This window comes from Roseococcus thiosulfatophilus (assembly GCF_017311575.1).
Taxonomy (GTDB): domain Bacteria; phylum Pseudomonadota; class Alphaproteobacteria; order Acetobacterales; family Acetobacteraceae; genus Roseococcus; species Roseococcus thiosulfatophilus.
This window is the reverse complement of the sequence record NZ_JAFFQY010000061.1, coordinates 14,257-31,302: the sequence shown is the minus strand read 5'-3', so window position 1 is coordinate 31,302 and position 17,046 is coordinate 14,257. Positions and strand designations below refer to the sequence as shown.

Here is a 17,046-nt window from a genome sequence, read left to right as displayed (position 1 = left end):
TCGCCTTGCGTTAAGGCTGGCCGTGCTGGAAGGGGGCATGCCCTCCTTTCCCCGGCCTTTCCTCCCCCTGCTGCTGGCCCTGGCGCTGCCCGCCTGCGACGGCCCCTCCCTGGTCGGGCTGGGGGCCGCGACCGTCGTCTCCCTGCCTCTGACCGGCCGCGCGCCGCCGGATTTGCTGGTGAGCGCCGTCACCGGCCGGGACTGCTCCATCGTCCGGCTCGACCGCGGCATGAGCTATTGCGCCGCCCCCGAACCCGCGCCCGGCAACGCCCCCTATTGCACGCGCAGCCTGGGCCAGACGGATTGCTGGGTGACCCGTCCGCCCATGCTGGGCCCGCCGCTCTCCACCGGCCCGCGCGGCGTGGTGGATGGCCCGACCGGGCTGACCCCGGCCCAGGAGGCGGACCGAACTTCGCGCTGGCCCGGCCTGTTTTGATGCGTGCTTGACGCGACATCTTGCTGGTGAGAAATTTTCTCACATGCAAGAAGCCGCTTTGCTGGATGACCCGCTTGAACGCCGCATCGCCGCGCGCCTGGCCGCGCTGCGCGCCGAATCCGGCCTGTCGCTGGAGGAACTGGCCCAGCGCAGCGGCATTTCCCGCGCCACCCTCTCCCGCCTCGAACGTGGCCAAACCAGCCCCACCGCCGCCATGCTGGGCCGGCTTTGCGCCGTGCATGGCTGGACCCTGTCGCGCCTGATGGCCGAGGCCGAGGGCGCCGCCCCCGCCCTGGTGCGCCTCGCCGACCAGCCCCGCTGGACCGACCCGGAGACGGGCTTCCGCCGCCGCGCCGCCTCGCCCCCCGGGGCGGGGCTGCGGATGGAGATGGTGCTGGGCGAATTGCCTGCGGGGGCGGTCATCGCCTATCCGGCCCCGCCTGTGCCGCGGATGGAACAGCACCTGCTCCTCACCACCGGCGCGCTGCGCTTCGAGCATGAGGCACAGGGCTGGGACCTGGCACCGGGGGATTGCCTGCGCCTCATCCTCACCGGACCCACCCGGCTGGCGGCGGGGCGCGATGGGGCCGCCTACATGATCGTGATCGCGGCGCCATGACCATCGAGGAACTGGACGCCCCCGCCGCCGAGGCCGCGCTGCCGGCCCTGTCCGACATCCTGCATGGCTGCGTCCATGGCGGGGCCAGCGTGGGGTTCATCCTGCCCTTCGCCCCGGAGGATGCCGCCCATTGGTGGCGCGCCAAGGTGCTGCCCGCCGTGGCGGCGGGCGAACGCCGGCTGTTGGTGGCAAGCCGCGCGGGGCGCATCCTGGGCACCGCCCAGCTCGACCTCGGCACTCCGCCCAACCAGCGCCACCGCGCCGAGGTCTGCAAGGTGCTGGTCCACCCCGATTCCCGCCGCCAAGGGCTCGGCCGGGCGCTGATGGAGGCGGTCGAGCCCATTGCCCGCGCCGAGGGGCGCAGCCTGCTCACGCTCGACACCGTGGCGGGCAGCGCGGCGCAGCCTCTCTACGAATCGCTGGGGTATGTTCTGGTGGGCGTGCTTCCGGGCTGGGCGCGCGCGGCGCGGGAGGACCGACTGGAGGGCACCGCCATCATGTACAAGCGCCTCGCGTGACGGCCCCTCTCGGCCACAATGGCGGCCCGCCGCTGGAGGAGGAGGACCCCGGCGGCGCCTCATGGCGGCAATGGGCCTGGCGGCGCGCGCACCGCCGCGCCTGGAAGACGCCGCCGCCCGAGATCGCGCTGCGGCGCCTCGCCCGCGCCGAGGAACTGGGCATGACCTACCGCGAATACACGCTCGAAATCCTGGAGCGCGGGCGGCACCTCTAGAGCGGGATGCGTTGAGGTGGAATCACCGAGAACGCTGAATCCCGCTCTCAACAAAGGTTAGAGCAGGCTGCGTGAACGCATGTGAACGCAGCACGCTCTAGGCGGGCGCCACCCGCCAGGACAAAGGCCGCCCCACGAGAACCCGGCCGCAAGGCAGCCGGCGCGCCCAGACCAACCCGCCCTCCCGCGCCCCCGATGCGGTGCGCAAGCCAAGCGCGCGGAGCGCGCGCCCGGCGATCGAGGGCGAAAAACTACCGGAAGCTCACCGGCTTGCCGACCGGGCTGCCCAGCACCTCGCCCTCGCGCATCACCACATTCCCGCGCACGATGGTGCCCACCGGCCAGCCCTGGCAGCGATAGCCGGCGAAGGGCGTCCAGCCGCAGGGGCTCGCGATCCAGTCCTCGGTGATCTCGCGGCTGGCGGCCATGTCCACCAGGGTGAAGTCGGCGTCGTAGCCGACCGCGAGCCGCCCCTTGTTCACCGCGCCATAGACGCGCGCCGGGCCCGCGCACATCAGGTCCACGAGCCGCATGAGGCTCAGGCGCCCCTGGCTCACATGGTCCAGCATCACGGGGACGATGGTCTGCACGCCGGTCAGGCCGGCCGCGGTGTCGGGCCAGGGGCGTTCCTTGGCGGCGCGGGAATGGGGCGCGTGGTCGCTGCCCACCACGTCCACGGTGCCGTTGCGGACCGCCTCCCAGGCGGCCTCCAGGTGGCGGCGGTCGCGGATGGGGGGGTTCATCACGGCGTAGCCGCCGAGGCGGTCATAGGCCTCGTCGGTCTGGGTCAGGTGGTTCATCAGCACCTCGACGGTGCAGAGGTCGCGGAAGCCGGCCAGGTATTCCAGCTCCTCCGCGCTGCTGACGTGCAGGATATGGGCGGGACGGCCGGTCTTGCGGGCGAGCGCCATGAGGCGCTTCGTGCCCAGCATGGCCGTTTCCACGTCGCGCCATTCCATGTGGTTGCGGTGGGGCATGCCCGTGGTGAAGAGCTTCTTGCGCTCCTGCAGCCGGTACTCATCCTCGGAGTGGTAGCAGATGCGCCGGCGGCCGGAGCGCATCACGGCCTCCAGCGTCGCGTCATCCTCGATCAGCAGGTCGCCGGTGGAGGAGCCGGCGAAGACCTTCACCGCGCAGACATTGTCTTCGGTTTCCAGTGCGGCGAGATCGGCGATGTTCTTCTTCGAGGCGCCAACATAGAGGCCCATGTCGCACCAGGCCTGTTCGGCGACATAGCCGCGCTTCCAGGCCAGCTGTTCGCTGTTGGTGATGGAGGGCGCGGTGTTGGGCATGTCGAACACCGCCGCCAGCCCGCCCAGCACGGCGGCCTTGGTGCCGGTGGCGATGGTTTCCACCTTGGGATCGCCCGGCTCGCGCAGGTGGACATGGGCATCAATCAGCCCGGGCAGGACGTGCAGGCGGGCGCAGTCCAGGACCTGATCCGCCTCGGCCTTGCGCAGATCGCCCATGGCGGCGATGCGCCCGTCGCGCACGCCGATGTCCAAAGGCTCGATGCCCCAGGGCAGGACGGCCTGGCCGCCGCGCAAGATCATGTCGTAATGGGGCATTCCACTCTCCGGTCTGAAACGGCGCGCAAGCTATCCCGTGCATCCCGGATGGACGCAAGCCATGGACAGGGGGCGCCTGGCAGGGCACATGCAGCGCCCCATGGCCACGCCCTCGCCCTGCACCGGAGAATGCCGCGTCGGCGCCCAGGGCATCTGCCGCGGCTGCGGGCGGACGCTGGAGGAGATCGCGGCCTGGTCCACCGCCACCGAGGCGCAGCGCGCGGCGATCGTGAAGGCCGCGATGGCGCGGCGGCCGGCGCCTGATCCGCGGAAGGGGTCGCCGGAGCGGTGAATCAGGCGCCCAACTGGCGCCTGATCCGCGAAGGCGGCAGCCGGAGCGGTGAATCAGCCGCCCAACTGGCGCCTGATCCGCGAAGGCGGCAGCCGGAGCGGTGAATCAGCCGCCCAAGCTGGCGCCTGATCCGCGGAGGCGGCAGCCGGAGCGGTGAATCAGCCGCCCAAGCTGGCGCCTGATCCGCGGAGGCGGCAGCCGGAGCGGTGAAACAGCCGCCCAAACGACGTAGGGCGTGATGCACCAGAGGCGGTCGCGCCCTACCGCGCCGCCGGCCCCACCTCGCTGAGGGCGATGTTCTGCGCGGCCAGGCTCGCCGCCATGCTCTCGGGGGCCACGGTGATCACCCGCTCCCAGTCCTGCCGGGCGCCCGCCGCGTCGCCGCGCAGCTGCCTCAGGATGCCGCGTTCCAGCAGCGCCTCGGCGTTGTCGGGGGCAAGGTTCAGCGCGCGCTGGATCATGTTCACGGCCTCGGTCGCGCGGTCGAGGTGACGCAGGGCGGCGGCGCGGAAGACCATGGCCTCCACCCGGTCGGGCTCCAGGGCCAGGGCGCGGTCCAGGTCGTCCAGCGCATCGCCGTAGCGGGCCAGGGCCGCCTGGATCACGGCGCGGTCCACCAGAAGGTCGGCATCATTGGGGGCCAGGGTCAGCGCCATGGTGGCGGCGGCGAAGGCGCGGTTGGGGTCGCCCGCCATCATCCAGGCCTGGGAGGCCTGGCCATAGACCGCGGCGCGCGCGAGCCCGCCGGCGCGGCTGCCGGTCCCCAACCGCTCCAGCCGCTCGGCCGCCGTGTCGGGGCGGCCCAGGCCGATCATGGCGAGCGCCGCGCAATGCAGGGCGCCCTCGCCACCGCCCGTCGCCTCCCAGGCCTGGGCGAAGCGCATCGCCTCCTCCGGGTCGTCGCGCAGCAGGGCGAGGCAGTTGTCGTAATCGGGTCCGTCGCTCAGCCGCGGCAATTCGGGCGGCAGGGGCAGGGGAAGCTCCTGCGCGGGGCTGGGGGGCGCGGGGGGCGGCGGGGCGGCGGCGTTCACCATCGGTGCTGGCTCACGCCACCAGAGCGCGCCGAGCGCGAGGAGCACGAGCAGCGCGGCGAGGCTGAGCAGCAGGGGGAGGCGGCGATTCACGTGCGGAACATAGGGCGTGATCTGCCGCTGCGGAATCGGCCGTTGCCGAATTTGCCACGATCCTCCCAGATGGGTGGCATGACACAGACCCTGACCCTGATCGGCCTCGGCTATGCCGGGCGTGCCCTGGCGGAACTCGCCGTGCGCGGCGGCTGGCGCGTGGTGGCCACCGCCCGCGACCCGGCGCGGGTGGCCGCCCCGCGGGGGGTGGAGGTGGTGCCCTTCGCCGATGACGCGGCCATGCGGGCGGCCACGCACCTCGTCGCCACCGCCCCGCCCGGCCCGGAGGGCGACCCCGTCTGGGCCGCGCATGGGGAGGCGTTGCGCGCCGCGCCCCTGCGCTGGGTGGGCTATATCTCGACCACCGGCGTCTATGGCGACCGTGGCGGCGCCTGGGTGGACGAGACGACGCCCCCCGCCCCCACCCAGGACCGCAGCCGCCGGCGCGTGGCGGCCGAGGGGCAATGGGCCGAGCTGGCCGGGCGCGCGGCGGTGGACCTGTTCCGCACCGGCGGCATCTATGGCCCGGCCCGCAGCCCGCTGGACGAGATGCGGGCCGGCACGGCCAGGCGGGTGGTGCGGCCCGGCCATCGCTTCAGCCGCATCCACCGCGACGACATCGCCCGCGCCCTCTTCGCCGCCGCCAGCCGCCCGCCCGCACCCGGGGTGCGGGTGTTGCACCTGGTGGATGACGAGCCCTGCACCGGCGCCGAGGTGGTGGAGGAAGCCGCGCGCCTGCTGGGCATGACCCCCCCGCCCGAAATCCCCTATGCCGAGGCCGCGCCGCGCATGAGCGAGATGGGCCGCAGCTTCTGGGCGGAGAGCCGCCTGGTTTCCAGCGCCCGCACGAAGGTGGCGCTGGGGATCGAATGGGCCTATCCGACCTTCCGCGAGGGGCTACGCGCGATCCTGGCGGAGGAGCGCCTCCAGGGTGCGGCCCAGCAATGACAGGTCATCCGGGGCGGAGAGGCGGTGGTCGCCGCCCTTCACCAGCGTGACCTGCACGTCCTGCCCCGTCACCTGCTCGGCGATGCGAAGCGAATGCTGCCAGGGCACGTCCGCATCGGCCTGGCCGTGCAGCAGGCGGATGGGCATGTCGAGGGCGATGGGGGTGCGGAGCAGCAGATGGCGCCGCCCCTCCTCGATCAGCGCGCGGGTGATGGGGTAGGGCTCGCCATAGGCGCTGGGGCGCAGCCATTGGCCTTCCGCCAGGATGGCCTGGCGCACCGGCTCGGGCATCTCGGCCCACATGAGGTCCTCGGTGAAGTCGGGCGCGGGGGCGATGCCGACCAGCGCCCGCACCCGCGTGGGGTGGCGCAGGGCCAGCAGCAGCGCGATCCAGCCGCCCATGGAGGAGCCCACCAGGATCTGCGGCCCCCGGGTCAGCGCCAGCAGCGCGGCCTCGGCATCGGCGGCCCAGCGGCCGATGGTGCCCTCCTCGAAGCGCCCGCCCGAGGCGCCGTGGCCGCTGTAGTCCAGGCGCAGATAGGCCTGGCCGCGCGCGGCGCACCATTCGGCCAGGAACTGCGCCTTGCTGCCCGTCATGTCGCTGTGGAAGCCGCCCAGGAAGACGATGCCCGGCCCGGACCCTTCCAGGCGCCGGAAGGCGATGGGGGTGCCATCTGGGGCGGGGAGGGTGCCGGTGATCTCGTCCATGGGGCCCGGCATGGCACCGGGGCGGGCGGGCGGCAAGCGGGGTGCCCTTGCGGCGCCGGGGGCGGCCGCCCTACCACCACGCGATGGAATCTCCCGCCACGATACTGCAGGTGCTGCCGGCGCTCGATGCAGGCGGCGTCGAACGCGGCACGCTCGAGATCGCGGCCGCGCTGGTGGCGGCGGGCCACCGGGCCGTCGTGGCCTCGGCCGGCGGCCGGCTGGTGCCGGCGCTGGAGGCGCTGGGGGCGCGGCATGTGACGCTGCCGCTGGCCACCAAGTCCCCCTGGGGCGTCTGGCGCAACGCGGCGCGGCTCACGGGGCTGATCGCGGCCGAGGGTGTGGCGCTGGTCCATGCGCGCTCCCGCGCCCCCGCCTGGTCGGCGCTATGGGCGGCGCGGCGGGCCGGGGTGCCCTTCGTCACCACCTACCACGCCACCTATTCCGAGAATTTCCCGGGCAAGCGCGCCTACAACGCCGTCATGGCCAAGGGTGACCGCGTCATCGCCATCAGCCACCACATCGCTGACCATATCCGCGCGCGGCATGGCGTGGGGGAGGACCGGCTGCGGATCATCCCGCGCGGGGCGGATTTGTCGCTGTTCGACCCGGCACGGGTGGAGCCGGCGCGGGTTGCGGCGCTGCGGACGGCCTGGGGGGTGCCGGAGGGCGCGCCGCTCATCCTGTTGCCCGGCCGCCTCACCCGCTGGAAGGGCCAGGCGGTGCTGGTGGAGGCCCTGGCCCGCCTGCCCGGCGCCCATGCGGTGCTGGCGGGCGATGCCCAGGGGCGGGAGGGCTTCGTGGCCGAGCTTCAGGCCCTGGCCGGGCGCCTGGGCGCTTCGGACCGCACCCATGTCGTGGGCCATGTGGCCGACATGTCCGCCGCCCTGCTGGCCGCCAATGTGGTGGTCCATGCCAGCATCCAGCCCGAGGGGTTCGGGCGCACGGTGGTGGAGGCCCAGGCCATGGGCCGCCCCGTCATCGCCTCCGACCTCGGCGCCCCGCGCGAGACGGTGGAACAGGGGGTGACGGGCTGGCGCGTCCCGCCTGGGGATGCGGCGGCGCTGGCGGGCGCCATCGCCCATGTCCTGGCGCTGGACGGCGCGGCCCTGGCGCGGCTGGGGCAGGCGGCGCGGGCCGCCGCGCCGAGTGTGGCCGCGATGCAGGCGGCCACGCTCGCGGTCTATTCGGAAATGCTCTCGGGCGCCGCGGCGGGTTCGCGCGGGGGCAGCCATTCGGGGCGGAGCACATAGCCGCCGCCCGTGCCGTCCTGGCGGACATAGCCGCCCGCCGCCTCCAACATCGCATCCACGGAGCCGAAGCCCGCGTAATCGCTGCCGCGCAGGGTCTCGCCCGTGCGGTCGCGGACGATCTGGCCGAGGTCGGGCAGATGCAGGGGCTCCGCCGCGCCTTCCATGGTCTCGCGGATCACGGTGAGGATGGCCTGGTTCAGGTCGGGGCCGAACAACTGGTCCCGGTTGGCCTCGCGCTGCCAACCCAGCGCCTCGGCCAGGGCGTCGAGGCCCAGCACCTCATCGGCCGCGGCGCGCACCACCCGGCCCAGCTCCGGATGGGCGACCAGCCGCGTGGTGCGGTCGGCCGCGCGCAGCCGCAGCAGCAGGGGCACGAAGTCGCTGTCGGAGGAGAGCAGGGTGAATTCATCAATGCGGGCGAGCGGGGAGACCAGCGCGTCCATGACGTCCAGGGCGATCCGCAGATCCGCGCCGTTCTTCATGCGGGTCAGGCGGGGGCAGTCCACCACCTCGAAGCCCGCCGCCTGGAAGGCGTAGCGGAAGGAACTGAAATAGCGGCGCATCCCGTCGGCTTCCTCGAGGTAGCCGGCCGGGTTCATGTAGCAGCGCCGCAGCAGGAAGCGGCGGGGCACGCCCTGGCTGAGCCAGGCGAGCCACTCCTCCGGCGCCTCCGCGAAGTGGCGCGCCACCTCGACCCCCGCGCCCTCGCGCAGCCCAGACAGGACATTGTCGAAATCGACATAGATCGCGCTGCGCCGCGCATGGGTTTCGCTCATGCCCCCAATCTGCGCGCGGGCGGGGGGCGCCGCAAGCGCCGGCCGCGAATGGCCGCCCTTGACCGCGGGGCGGGGGGTGCCCATGGTCCCGCCCCTTCGCGCAACCCCTGTTCTATCGTGAGTCCCCGATGCCCGTGATCACCCTGCCCGACGGTTCCACCCGCCCCTTCGACGGCGCGGTGACGGGCACGACGGTGGCCGCCAGCATCGGGCCGGGCCTGGCCAAGGCCGCGCTCGCGATGGAGGTGGATGGGCGGCTGATGGACCTCTCCGCCGAGATCGCCGCCGACGCGAAGCTGCGCTTCATCACCCGCCGCGACCCCGAGGCGCTGGAGATGATCCGCCACGACTGCGCCCATGTGCTGGCGGAAGCCGTGCAGGAACTGTTCCCCGGCACCCAGGTGACGATCGGCCCCTCGATCGAGAACGGCTTCTACTACGACTTCCACCGCAACGAGCCCTTCACCCCCGAGGATTTCCCCGCCATCGAGGCCAAGATGCGCGAGATCATCGCGCGCGGCGCCCGCTTCGAGCGGCGCGTGGTCACCCGCGCCGAGGCCGTGGACGTCTTCGTGAAGAAAGGCGAGCGCTTCAAGGTGGAGCTGATCCGCGACCTGCCGGCGGACCAGGTGATCACCCTCTACAGCCAGGGCGAGTGGACCGATCTCTGTCGCGGGCCGCACATGCGGACCACGGGCGATGTCGGCCCCGCCTTCAAGCTGATGAAGGTCGCTGGCGCCTATTGGCGCGGCAAGCCTGAAAACCCGGTGCTGTCCCGCATCTACGGCACCGCCTGGCGCGACCAGAAGGAACTCGACGCCTACCTCACCATGCTGGAGGAGGCGGAGAAGCGCGACCACCGCAAGATCGGCCGCGAGATGCATCTCTTCCACCTCCAGGAGGAGGCGACGGGCAGCGTCTTCTGGCACCCCAAGGGCTGGAAGCTCTACCGCACCGTCGAGGACTACATGCGCCGCCGCCTGGACGCGGCCGACTACGAGGAGGTGAAGACCCCCCAGCTGGTGGACCGCCGCCTGTGGGAGGCCTCAGGCCACTGGGAAAAGTTCCGCCACGCCATGTTCCTCGCCAAGGTCGAGGACAAGGACGAGGCCGACCGCACCTATGCGCTGAAGCCCATGAATTGCCCATGCCATGTGCAGATCTTCAACCAGGGCATCCGTTCCTACCGCGACCTGCCGATGCGGATGGCGGAGTTCGGCGCCTGCCACCGCTTCGAGCCCTCGGGCGCGCTGCACGGCATCATGCGGGTGCGGGCCTTCACCCAGGATGATGCGCATATCTTCTGCGAGGAGCACCAGATCGCCTCGGAGACAGTGCGCTTCGTGGACCTGCTTTCCGCCATCTACCGTGACCTGGGCTTCACCGATTTCCGCGTGAAGTTCAGCGACCGGCCCGAGGTGCGCGCCGGCGAGGACGCCGTCTGGGACCGTGCCGAGGGCGCCTTGAAGGAAGCCTGTGTCACCGCCGGCGTGGAATACGAGCTGAACCCGGGCGAGGGCGCCTTCTATGGCCCCAAGCTGGAATTCGTGCTGCGCGACGCCATCGGCCGCGACTGGCAATGCGGCACGCTCCAGGTGGATTTCGTGCTGCCCGAGCGGCTGGACGCGACCTATGTGGCCGAGGACGGTACGCGCAAGCGCCCCGTGATGCTGCACCGCGCCATCCTGGGCAGTTTCGAGCGCTTCCTGGGCATCCTGATCGAGCAGCATGCCGGCCGCTTCCCGCTCTGGCTGGCGCCCGTGCAGGTGGTGGTGGCGACCATCGTGGACGACGCCACGCCCTTCGCCGAACAGGCCGCCGCCGCCCTGCGCGCGGCCGGGCTGCGCGTGGAGACCGACCTGCGGAACGAGAAGATCAACCGCAAGGTCGTGGACCATATCGAACAGCGCGTGCCGGTGCTGGCCGTGGTCGGAAGGCGCGAGGCGGAGGAGGGCAAGCTGGTTCTCCGCCGCCTGCCAGGCCGCGAGCAGGAGGTCTTGCCGCTCGCGGAGGCGGTGGCCCTGCTGCGCCGCGAGGGCATGGCGCCCGATTTGTCAAGCACCCCCGTTGCAGCGGAATGAACGCCGCCCCATAAGATTGCCCAATTGCCTCGCAACAGACACAGGAGCAGACCATAGCCCGTGGCCCCATGCCGCCTTCGCCGCCCTCGCGCGAAGGCCCCCGCGTCAATGAAGAAATCCGCGTCCCGCAGGTGCGCCTGATCGACGAAAACGGCGAGATGATCGGGGTGCTGAGCATCCGCGACGCGCTGTATCGCGCCTACCAGTCTGGCCTGGACCTGCTGGAGATCAGCCCCAACGCGGTTCCGCCCGTCTGCAAGATCACCGACTACGGCAAGTTCAAGTACGAACAGCAGAAGAAGGCCAATGAGGCCCGGAAGAAGCAGAAGGTCGTCGAGATCAAGGAAATCAAGGTTCGCCCGAACATTGATGACCATGACTACGACGTGAAGATGAAGCAGGCGAAAGGCTTCATTGGCGAGGGTGACAAGGTGAAGGTCACGCTGCGGTTCCGCGGACGCGAGATGGCGCACCAGGAACTGGGCGTGAAGCTGCTGGAGCGGATTCGGACCGAGTTGGCCGAGATCGTGAAGGTGGAATCCATGCCCCGCCTGGAAAACCGCCAGATGATCATGGTGCTGGCGCCCAAATAACGGCGAAGCCGTTATTTGGTGTTTTTGCCGCGCTCAAACGCCGGGCGCGCGCTCCGCGCGCTTGGCTTGCGCGCCGCCGCTGGCGCGCGGGCTACGAGGTTGGTTTGGGCGCGCCGGCCGCCTTGCGGCCGGATCCTTGCAGGGCGGCCCTGATCGCCTCCTTGGGTCGCTCATCATCAGGCCTGGCTGGCCGGTTCCGCTCCCCGCCATTGACTCTGCTGGCCCCGGCGCCTATTCGCCACTCTCCGGCCTAAGGCCAACCCCGGTCCCGCCCCATGCGGGATCACCGTCGCTCCGCGAGATTCGCGCAGCGGCGCATTTTCGTTTGGAGGCGTGTTCACCTTGTTCGAGGCGTTGGGTTCCAAGCTCCAGGGCGTTTTCGACCGCCTGCGCGGCCGTGGCGCCCTGTCCGAAGCCGATGTGAACGACGCCCTGCGCGAGGTGCGCGTGGCCTTGCTGGAGGCCGATGTCGCGCTTCCGGTCGTGAAGGACATCACCGCCAAGGTGCGTGAGCGCGCGGTGGGGCAGGAGGTGATCCGCTCCATCCAGCCCGGCCAGATGGTGGTCAAGATCGTCCATGACGCGCTGGTGGACGCGCTGGGCGGGAAGGACAGCGCCAAGGGCATTGACCTCGCGGCCGCCGCCCCGGTGCCCATCCTGATGGTGGGCCTGCAGGGCTCGGGCAAGACGACCACCTCCGGCAAGATCGCGCTGCGCCTGCGTGGCCGGGAGCGCAAGAAGGTGCTGCTGGCCAGCCTGGACGTGCACCGCCCCGCCGCGCAGCTCCAGCTCGAGACGCTGGCGCGCCAGGCCGAAGTCACCTCGCTGCCCATCATCGCCGGCCAGACCCCACTGCAGATCGCGCAGCGGGCCATGGAGACGGCCCGCGGCGAACTCTATGACGTGGTCATCCTCGACACCGCAGGCCGCCTCGCCATTGACGAGGCGCTGATGGACGAGGTGGCGGCCGTGAAGGCCGCCGTGAAGCCGCACGAGACGCTGCTGGTCGTGGACGCCATGACCGGCCAGGACGCGGTGAACACCGCCCGGGCCTTCAACGAGAAGGTGGGCGTCACCGGCATCGTCATGACGCGCGTGGATGGCGATGCGCGCGGTGGCGCCGCACTCTCCATGCGCGCCGTCACGGGTGCCCCCATCAAGCTGCTGGGTGCCGGCGAGAAGCTGGACGCGCTCGAAGATTTCCACCCCGACCGCATCGCCGGCCGCATCCTGGGCATGGGCGACATCGTCTCGCTCGTGGAGCGCGCGGCCGAGACCATTGACCAGGCCGAGGCGGAGAAGCTCGCGGCCCGGATGCAGAAGGGCCAGTTCACGCTGGAGGACTACGCCTCCCAGCTCAAGCAGATCAACAAGATGGGCTCCCTCTCGGGCATGCTCGGCATGCTGCCGGGCATCGGCAAGCTGAAGTCGCAGCTTGAGGGCGCCAATCTCGACCAGACGATTTTGAAGAAGCAGGCGGCCATCATCTCGTCCATGACGGTGAAGGAACGCCGCGCCCCCGACCTCATCAAGGCGTCGCGCAAGCGGCGCATCGCGGCCGGTTCGGGTTCCTCCGTGCAGGAGGTGAACCGGCTGCTCAAGCAATTCGAGGACATGCGCGACATGATGAAGCGCATGAACAAGATGGGCCAGAAGGGCTTGATGCGCGGCGGGCTCGCCGCGCTCATGCCCCAAGGCAAGCGTCCATTCTAGACCGACAGGAGAAGTGAGTTCATGGGCCTGAAGATCCGCCTCGCCCGCGCCGGCGCCAAGAAGCGCCCCTACTACCACATCGTGGTGGCCGACAGCCGCAGCCCGCGCGACGGCCGCTTCATCGAGAAGCTGGGCAGCTACAACCCCATGCTGCCGGCCGAGCACGCCGACCGCGTGCGGCTGCAGAACGAGAAGATCGCCGAATGGGTGGGCAAGGGCGCCCTGCCGACCGAGCGCGTGGCGAAGTTCCTGGGCAAGGCCGGCATCATCCCCATGCCCGTCTACAAGGAGCAGCCCATCCAGTCCGCGCCGAAGAAGAAGGCGCAGGAACGCGCCGCCGCGGCCGCGCGCGGCTGAGGCACGGGGGCGCATAGGGCGGCACCATGGGCGCGGGAATGATCCTGCTGGGCGAAATCGGGCGGCCGCACGGCGTGCGGGGCCTGGTGCGCGTCCGCAGCTTCGCCGCGGCGCCCGAGGGGCTCACCGCCTATGGCCCGCTGGTGGATGAGGCCGGCCGCACCCTCGTGCTGACGCTGGTCGCCGCCGATCTCGCCCGCGTGGAAGGCATCACCGACCGCGACGCCGCCGCGCGCCTGACGGGCACGAAGCTCTACGTTCCCCGCGAGGCGCTGCCGCCGCCGGAGGAGGAGGAGTTCTACCTCGCCGACCTCCAGGGCATGGCCGCTGTCACCGAGGCGGGCGACAGCCTGGGCGAGGTGCGCGCGGTCGAGGACCACGGCGGTGGCGCCTTCCTGGTGCTCTCCGGCCCGCCCGAGCGCCTCATCCCCTTCACCCGCGCCGCGGTGCCGGTGGTGGATGTGGCGGCGCGGCGCCTCGTCATCGTCCCGCCCGCCGAAAGCGTGGCGGGCGGTGCGGAGGACGCGGCATGAGCTTCCACGCGACGGCGCTCACCCTCTTCCCCGAGATGTTCCCGGGCCCGCTCGGCATTTCCCTCGCCGGGCGTGCCCTGCGCGAGGGGATCTGGCGGCTCGACGCCCAGGACATCCGCGCCCAGGCGCGTGACCGCCACCGCACGGTGGACGATACGCCCTTCGGCGGCGGGGCAGGGATGGTGATGCGGCCCGATGTGGTGGACGCGGCCATCGCGGCCGCCATGCCGGAGGGGGACGCGCGCCCGCTCATCTACCTCACCCCGCGCGGGCGCCTGCTCGACCAGGCGCTGGTGCGGGAGATCGCGGCGGGGCCTGGCGTGGTGCTGCTCTGCGGCCGCTATGAGGGCGTGGACCAGCGCGTGATCGAGGCGCGCGCCATGCGCGAGATCTCGCTCGGCGACTATGTGCTGAGCGGGGGTGAGATGGCCGCGCTGACCTTGCTCGATGCCTGCGTGCGGCTGCTGCCCGGCGTGATGGGCGGCGCCGAGAGCGCGCTGGAGGAAAGCCACTCCGCCGGCCTGCTGGAATACCCGCACTACACCCGGCCCGCCGAATGGCAGGGCCGCGCCGTGCCGCCCGTGCTGCTCTCCGGCCACCACGCCGAGGTGGCCCGCTGGCGCCGCGAACAAGCCGAGGCCGCGACGCGTGAGCGGCGGCCTGATCTGTGGAACCGCATTGCCGCCGGCGCCGCCGCGGCCTAGATGAATTGAGAAAGGACTGACCGATGAACCTGTTGCAGCAGTTCGACGCCGAGCAGAAGGCCAAGCTCGTCGCCGCCCGCCCCGTGCCGGAATTCGACGCCGGTGACACGGTGCGCGTGATGGTGAAGGTGGTGGAGGGCGAGCGCGTCCGCACCCAGGCCTATGAGGGCGTGGTGATCGCGCGCTCCAACCGCGGCCTGCACAGCAACTTCACCGTGCGCAAGCTCTCCTATGGCGAGGGTGTGGAGCGCGTGTTCCCGCTGCATTCGCCCGCCATCGCCGAGATCACGGTGGTGCGGCGCGGCAAGGTGCGGCGCGCGAAGCTCTATTACCTGCGCGGCCGCACGGGCAAGTCGGCCCGCATCGCCGAGAAGCTGGGGCTGCGCGGCGCCAAGGACACGCCGGCCACCGAGGGCTGAGCCTTCCAAGGCCGCGCCGCAAGGCGCGGCCTTTTTTGACTGTGACGATCACTTCCGGGGGAAGCACCATGGCCGAGAACAGGCCCCGCACACTCTTCGACAAGATCTGGGCGCACCACGTCGTCGAGACGCTGCCCGATGGCACGGCGCTTCTCTACATCGACCGCCACCTCGTCCATGAAGTGACCAGCCCCCAGGCCTTCGAAGGGCTGCGCGTCGCCGGCCGCCCCGTGCGCCGGCCGGATGCCACCATCGCCGTGGTGGACCACAACATCGCGACCGACAGCAGCCGCCGCACCGGCATCACCGACCCCGAGAGCCGCGTGCAGGTCGAGACGCTGGAGAAGAACGTCGTCGAGTTCGGCGTGCCCTATATCCCGCTGCTCGATGCGCGGCAGGGCATCGTGCATGTCATCGGGCCGGAGCAGGGGCTCTCGCTCCCGGGCATGACGATCGTGTGCGGGGACAGCCACACCTCCACCCATGGCGCGATGGGCGCGCTGGCCTTCGGCATCGGCACCAGCGAGGTGGAGCATGTGCTGGCCACGCAGACGCTGCTGCAGAAGCCGGCCAAGAACATGCGGGTGACGGTGGACGGCAAGCTGCCGCTCGGCTGCACCGCCAAGGACATCGTGCTCGCCATCATCGGCAAGATCGGCACCGCGGGCGGCACGGGGCATGTCATCGAATTCGCCGGCGAGGCCATCCGCGCCCTCGACATGGCCGGCCGCATGACCGTCTGCAACATGTCCATCGAGGCCGGGGCCCGCGCCGGCATGGTGGCCCCCGATCAGACGACCTTCGACTATGTGAAGGGCCGCCCCCACGCGCCCAAGGGCGAGGCCTTCGACCGCGCCGTCGCCTGGTGGTCCACCCTGCCGTCCGACCCCGGCGCGGTGTTCGACAAGGAAGTGTTCCTCGACGCGGCCGAGATTGCGCCCATGGTCTCCTGGGGCACCAGCCCCGAGGATGTGGCGCCCATCACCGCCACCGTCCCCAACCCCGCCGAGGCGCCCAATGAGACGCGCCGCGCCCAGCTTGAGCGCATGATCCAGTACATGGGTCTGACGCCCGGCCAGAAGCTGACGGACCTCAAGGTGGACGTGGTCTTTATCGGCAGCTGCACCAACAGCCGCATCGAGGACATCCGCGTCGCCGCCGCCATCGCCAAGGGCCGCAAGGTGGCGGACGGCGTGCGCGCCATGGTGGTGCCGGGCTCCGGCCTTATCAAGCAGCAGGCCGAGGCGGAGGGGCTGGACCGCATCCTGACCGAGGCCGGTTTCGAATGGCGCGAGGCCGGGTGCTCGATGTGCCTCGGCATGAACCCGGACAAGCTGACGCCGGGGCAGCGCTGCGCCTCCACCTCCAACCGCAATTTCGAGGGGCGGCAGGGGCCGGGCGGGCGCACGCACCTGCTCTCGCCCGCCATGGCCACCGCCGCCGCTTTGGCCGGCCATCTGGCCGATGTGCGCGACTACCAGCCGCAGGGGAGCCACTGAGCCATGAAGCCCTTCACGACGCTGACCGGGGTGGCGGCACCGCTGCCCAAGGCCAATGTGGACACGGACCAGATCATCCCCGCGCGCTTCCTCAAGACCATCGCGCGCACGGGGCTGGGCAAGAGCCTCTTCGCCAATTTCCGCTATGACGAGAAGGGGAACGAGAACCCCGACTTCGTGCTGAACCAGGCCCCTTACCGGCACGCCGAAATCCTCATCGCCTTCGAGAATTTCGGCTGCGGTTCTTCGCGCGAACACGCGCCCTGGGCGCTGCTCGACTTCGGAATCCGCTGCGTGATCGCGCCCGACTTCGCGGACATCTTCCACAACAACAGCTTCAAGAACGGCATCCTGCCCGTGAAGCTGCCGCGCGAAATCTGCGCGGCGCTGATGGAGGACGCCAAGCTGGGCGGCAACGCCCGCATCACAGTGGATTTGGAGCGCCAGGTGGTGGTGCGCCCGAGCGGCGAGGAAATCCCCTTCGAGGTGGACCCCTTCCGCAAGCACCTGCTGCTGAACGGCCTCGACGACATCGGCCAGACCATGCAGCACAAGCCCGCCATCGATGATTTCGAGGCCCGCCAGCGGGCGGCCCAGCCCTGGCTCTACGCCTAACCTGAAGCCCGCCCGGGCCTCGGCCCCCACCGCCCGGCGTCAGGGTTGGTGTGGCGGCTGATGCAGGGCGGTGGAGAA

The 17,046-nt window shown here is 71.1% G+C and carries 20 protein-coding genes; 16 read left to right on the top strand and 4 right to left on the bottom strand.

The window, feature by feature from the left end:
- Positions 1–37: 37 nt before the first annotated feature.
- From JTN19_RS15955 to JTN19_RS15940, 4 genes are read left to right on the top strand one after another with little or no spacing between them, the layout of a single operon-like run.
- The gene (locus tag JTN19_RS15955; protein ID WP_206934647.1) at positions 38–436 is read left to right on the top strand and encodes a hypothetical protein; all 399 of its coding nucleotides are present in this window, start codon (positions 38–40) and stop codon (positions 434–436) included.
- Between the two features lie 43 nt (positions 437–479).
- Positions 480–1,055: a helix-turn-helix domain-containing protein gene (locus tag JTN19_RS15950; RefSeq protein WP_206934645.1), complete on the top strand. Its 576-nt coding sequence runs from the start codon at positions 480–482 to the stop codon at positions 1,053–1,055.
- A complete protein-coding gene (locus JTN19_RS15945) occupies positions 1,052–1,573 on the top strand; it encodes a GNAT family N-acetyltransferase (RefSeq protein ID WP_206934643.1) in 522 nt (173 codons plus the stop codon). Before JTN19_RS15950 ends, JTN19_RS15945 begins: the two co-directional genes overlap by 4 nt.
- Complete coding sequence (locus JTN19_RS15940; protein ID WP_206934641.1) at positions 1,570–1,788, top strand: hypothetical protein; 219 nt, start codon at positions 1,570–1,572, stop codon at positions 1,786–1,788. The genes JTN19_RS15945 and JTN19_RS15940 overlap by 4 nt, the downstream gene beginning before the upstream one ends.
- Before the next feature lie 251 nt (positions 1,789–2,039).
- Here JTN19_RS15940 and JTN19_RS15935 read toward each other — a convergent pair whose 3' ends face one another.
- The gene (locus JTN19_RS15935) at positions 2,040–3,356 is read right to left on the bottom strand and encodes a dihydroorotase (protein WP_206934640.1); all 1,317 of its coding nucleotides are present in this window, start codon (positions 3,354–3,356) and stop codon (positions 2,040–2,042) included.
- Between the two features lie 88 nt (positions 3,357–3,444).
- On the opposite strand from JTN19_RS15935, the gene JTN19_RS15930 reads away from it, so the two are divergent.
- On the top strand, positions 3,445–3,648 hold the full coding sequence (locus JTN19_RS15930; protein ID WP_206934638.1) for a DUF1289 domain-containing protein: 204 nt from the start codon (positions 3,445–3,447) through the stop codon (positions 3,646–3,648).
- Between the two features lie 260 nt (positions 3,649–3,908).
- On the opposite strand, the gene JTN19_RS15925 is transcribed toward JTN19_RS15930, so the two are convergent.
- On the bottom strand, positions 3,909–4,772 hold the full coding sequence (locus JTN19_RS15925) for a tetratricopeptide repeat protein (protein ID WP_206934636.1): 864 nt from the start codon (positions 4,770–4,772) through the stop codon (positions 3,909–3,911).
- Between the two features lie 78 nt (positions 4,773–4,850).
- On the opposite strand from JTN19_RS15925, the gene JTN19_RS15920 reads away from it, so the two are divergent.
- Positions 4,851–5,720, top strand: coding sequence for an SDR family oxidoreductase (locus JTN19_RS15920; RefSeq protein ID WP_206934634.1), 870 nt, complete (start codon positions 4,851–4,853; stop codon positions 5,718–5,720).
- On the opposite strand, the gene JTN19_RS15915 is transcribed toward JTN19_RS15920, so the two are convergent.
- Positions 5,670–6,428 (bottom strand): alpha/beta hydrolase, encoded by a 759-nt coding sequence (locus tag JTN19_RS15915; RefSeq protein ID WP_206934632.1) that lies wholly within the window; start codon positions 6,426–6,428, stop codon positions 5,670–5,672. The genes JTN19_RS15920 and JTN19_RS15915 overlap by 51 nt on opposite strands.
- A gap of 83 nt (positions 6,429–6,511) precedes the next feature.
- On the opposite strand from JTN19_RS15915, the gene JTN19_RS15910 reads away from it, so the two are divergent.
- Positions 6,512–7,678 (top strand): glycosyltransferase family 4 protein, encoded by a 1,167-nt coding sequence (locus tag JTN19_RS15910; RefSeq protein WP_206934630.1) that lies wholly within the window; start codon positions 6,512–6,514, stop codon positions 7,676–7,678.
- Here the strand turns inward: JTN19_RS15910 and JTN19_RS15905 are convergent.
- Positions 7,609–8,454 (bottom strand): NYN domain-containing protein, encoded by an 846-nt coding sequence (locus JTN19_RS15905; RefSeq protein ID WP_206934628.1) that lies wholly within the window; start codon positions 8,452–8,454, stop codon positions 7,609–7,611. The genes JTN19_RS15910 and JTN19_RS15905 overlap by 70 nt on opposite strands.
- A 128-nt stretch (positions 8,455–8,582) precedes the next feature.
- Between JTN19_RS15905 and thrS the strand changes: the two genes are divergently transcribed.
- The 9 genes from thrS to leuD all read left to right on the top strand — a co-directional run bounded on the left by thrS (position 8,583) and on the right by leuD (position 16,968).
- Positions 8,583–10,535, top strand: a complete 1,953-nt coding sequence (thrS, locus tag JTN19_RS15900; RefSeq protein WP_206934627.1) for a threonine--tRNA ligase — start codon at positions 8,583–8,585, stop codon at positions 10,533–10,535.
- A gap of 68 nt (positions 10,536–10,603) precedes the next feature.
- Positions 10,604–11,128: a translation initiation factor IF-3 gene (infC, locus tag JTN19_RS15895; protein WP_206934625.1), complete on the top strand. Its 525-nt coding sequence runs from the start codon at positions 10,604–10,606 to the stop codon at positions 11,126–11,128.
- Between the two features lie 342 nt (positions 11,129–11,470).
- Positions 11,471–12,841 carry a signal recognition particle protein gene (ffh, locus tag JTN19_RS15890; protein ID WP_206935007.1) on the top strand — a complete coding sequence of 457 codons (1,371 nt, stop codon included), beginning with the start codon at positions 11,471–11,473 and terminating at the stop codon, positions 12,839–12,841.
- Positions 12,842–12,862: 21 nt separating this feature from the next.
- Complete coding sequence (rpsP, locus tag JTN19_RS15885) at positions 12,863–13,198, top strand: 30S ribosomal protein S16 (RefSeq protein ID WP_191085681.1); 336 nt, start codon at positions 12,863–12,865, stop codon at positions 13,196–13,198.
- A gap of 26 nt (positions 13,199–13,224) precedes the next feature.
- Positions 13,225–13,731 (top strand): ribosome maturation factor RimM, encoded by a 507-nt coding sequence (gene rimM, locus JTN19_RS15880; RefSeq protein WP_206934623.1) that lies wholly within the window; start codon positions 13,225–13,227, stop codon positions 13,729–13,731.
- A complete protein-coding gene (trmD, locus tag JTN19_RS15875; protein WP_206934621.1) occupies positions 13,728–14,435 on the top strand; it encodes a tRNA (guanosine(37)-N1)-methyltransferase TrmD in 708 nt (235 codons plus the stop codon). Before rimM ends, trmD begins: the two co-directional genes overlap by 4 nt.
- Positions 14,436–14,458: 23 nt before the next feature.
- Entirely contained in the window at positions 14,459–14,854 is a 396-nt protein-coding gene (gene rplS, locus JTN19_RS15870) for a 50S ribosomal protein L19 (protein ID WP_206934619.1), read from the top strand.
- A 68-nt stretch (positions 14,855–14,922) separates the two neighbouring features.
- Entirely contained in the window at positions 14,923–16,353 is a 1,431-nt protein-coding gene (gene leuC, locus JTN19_RS15865; RefSeq protein WP_206934617.1) for a 3-isopropylmalate dehydratase large subunit, read from the top strand.
- 3 nt (positions 16,354–16,356) lie between these two features.
- A complete protein-coding gene (gene leuD, locus JTN19_RS15860) occupies positions 16,357–16,968 on the top strand; it encodes a 3-isopropylmalate dehydratase small subunit (RefSeq protein WP_206934615.1) in 612 nt (203 codons plus the stop codon).
- The last annotated feature ends 78 nt before the right edge of the window (positions 16,969–17,046 follow it).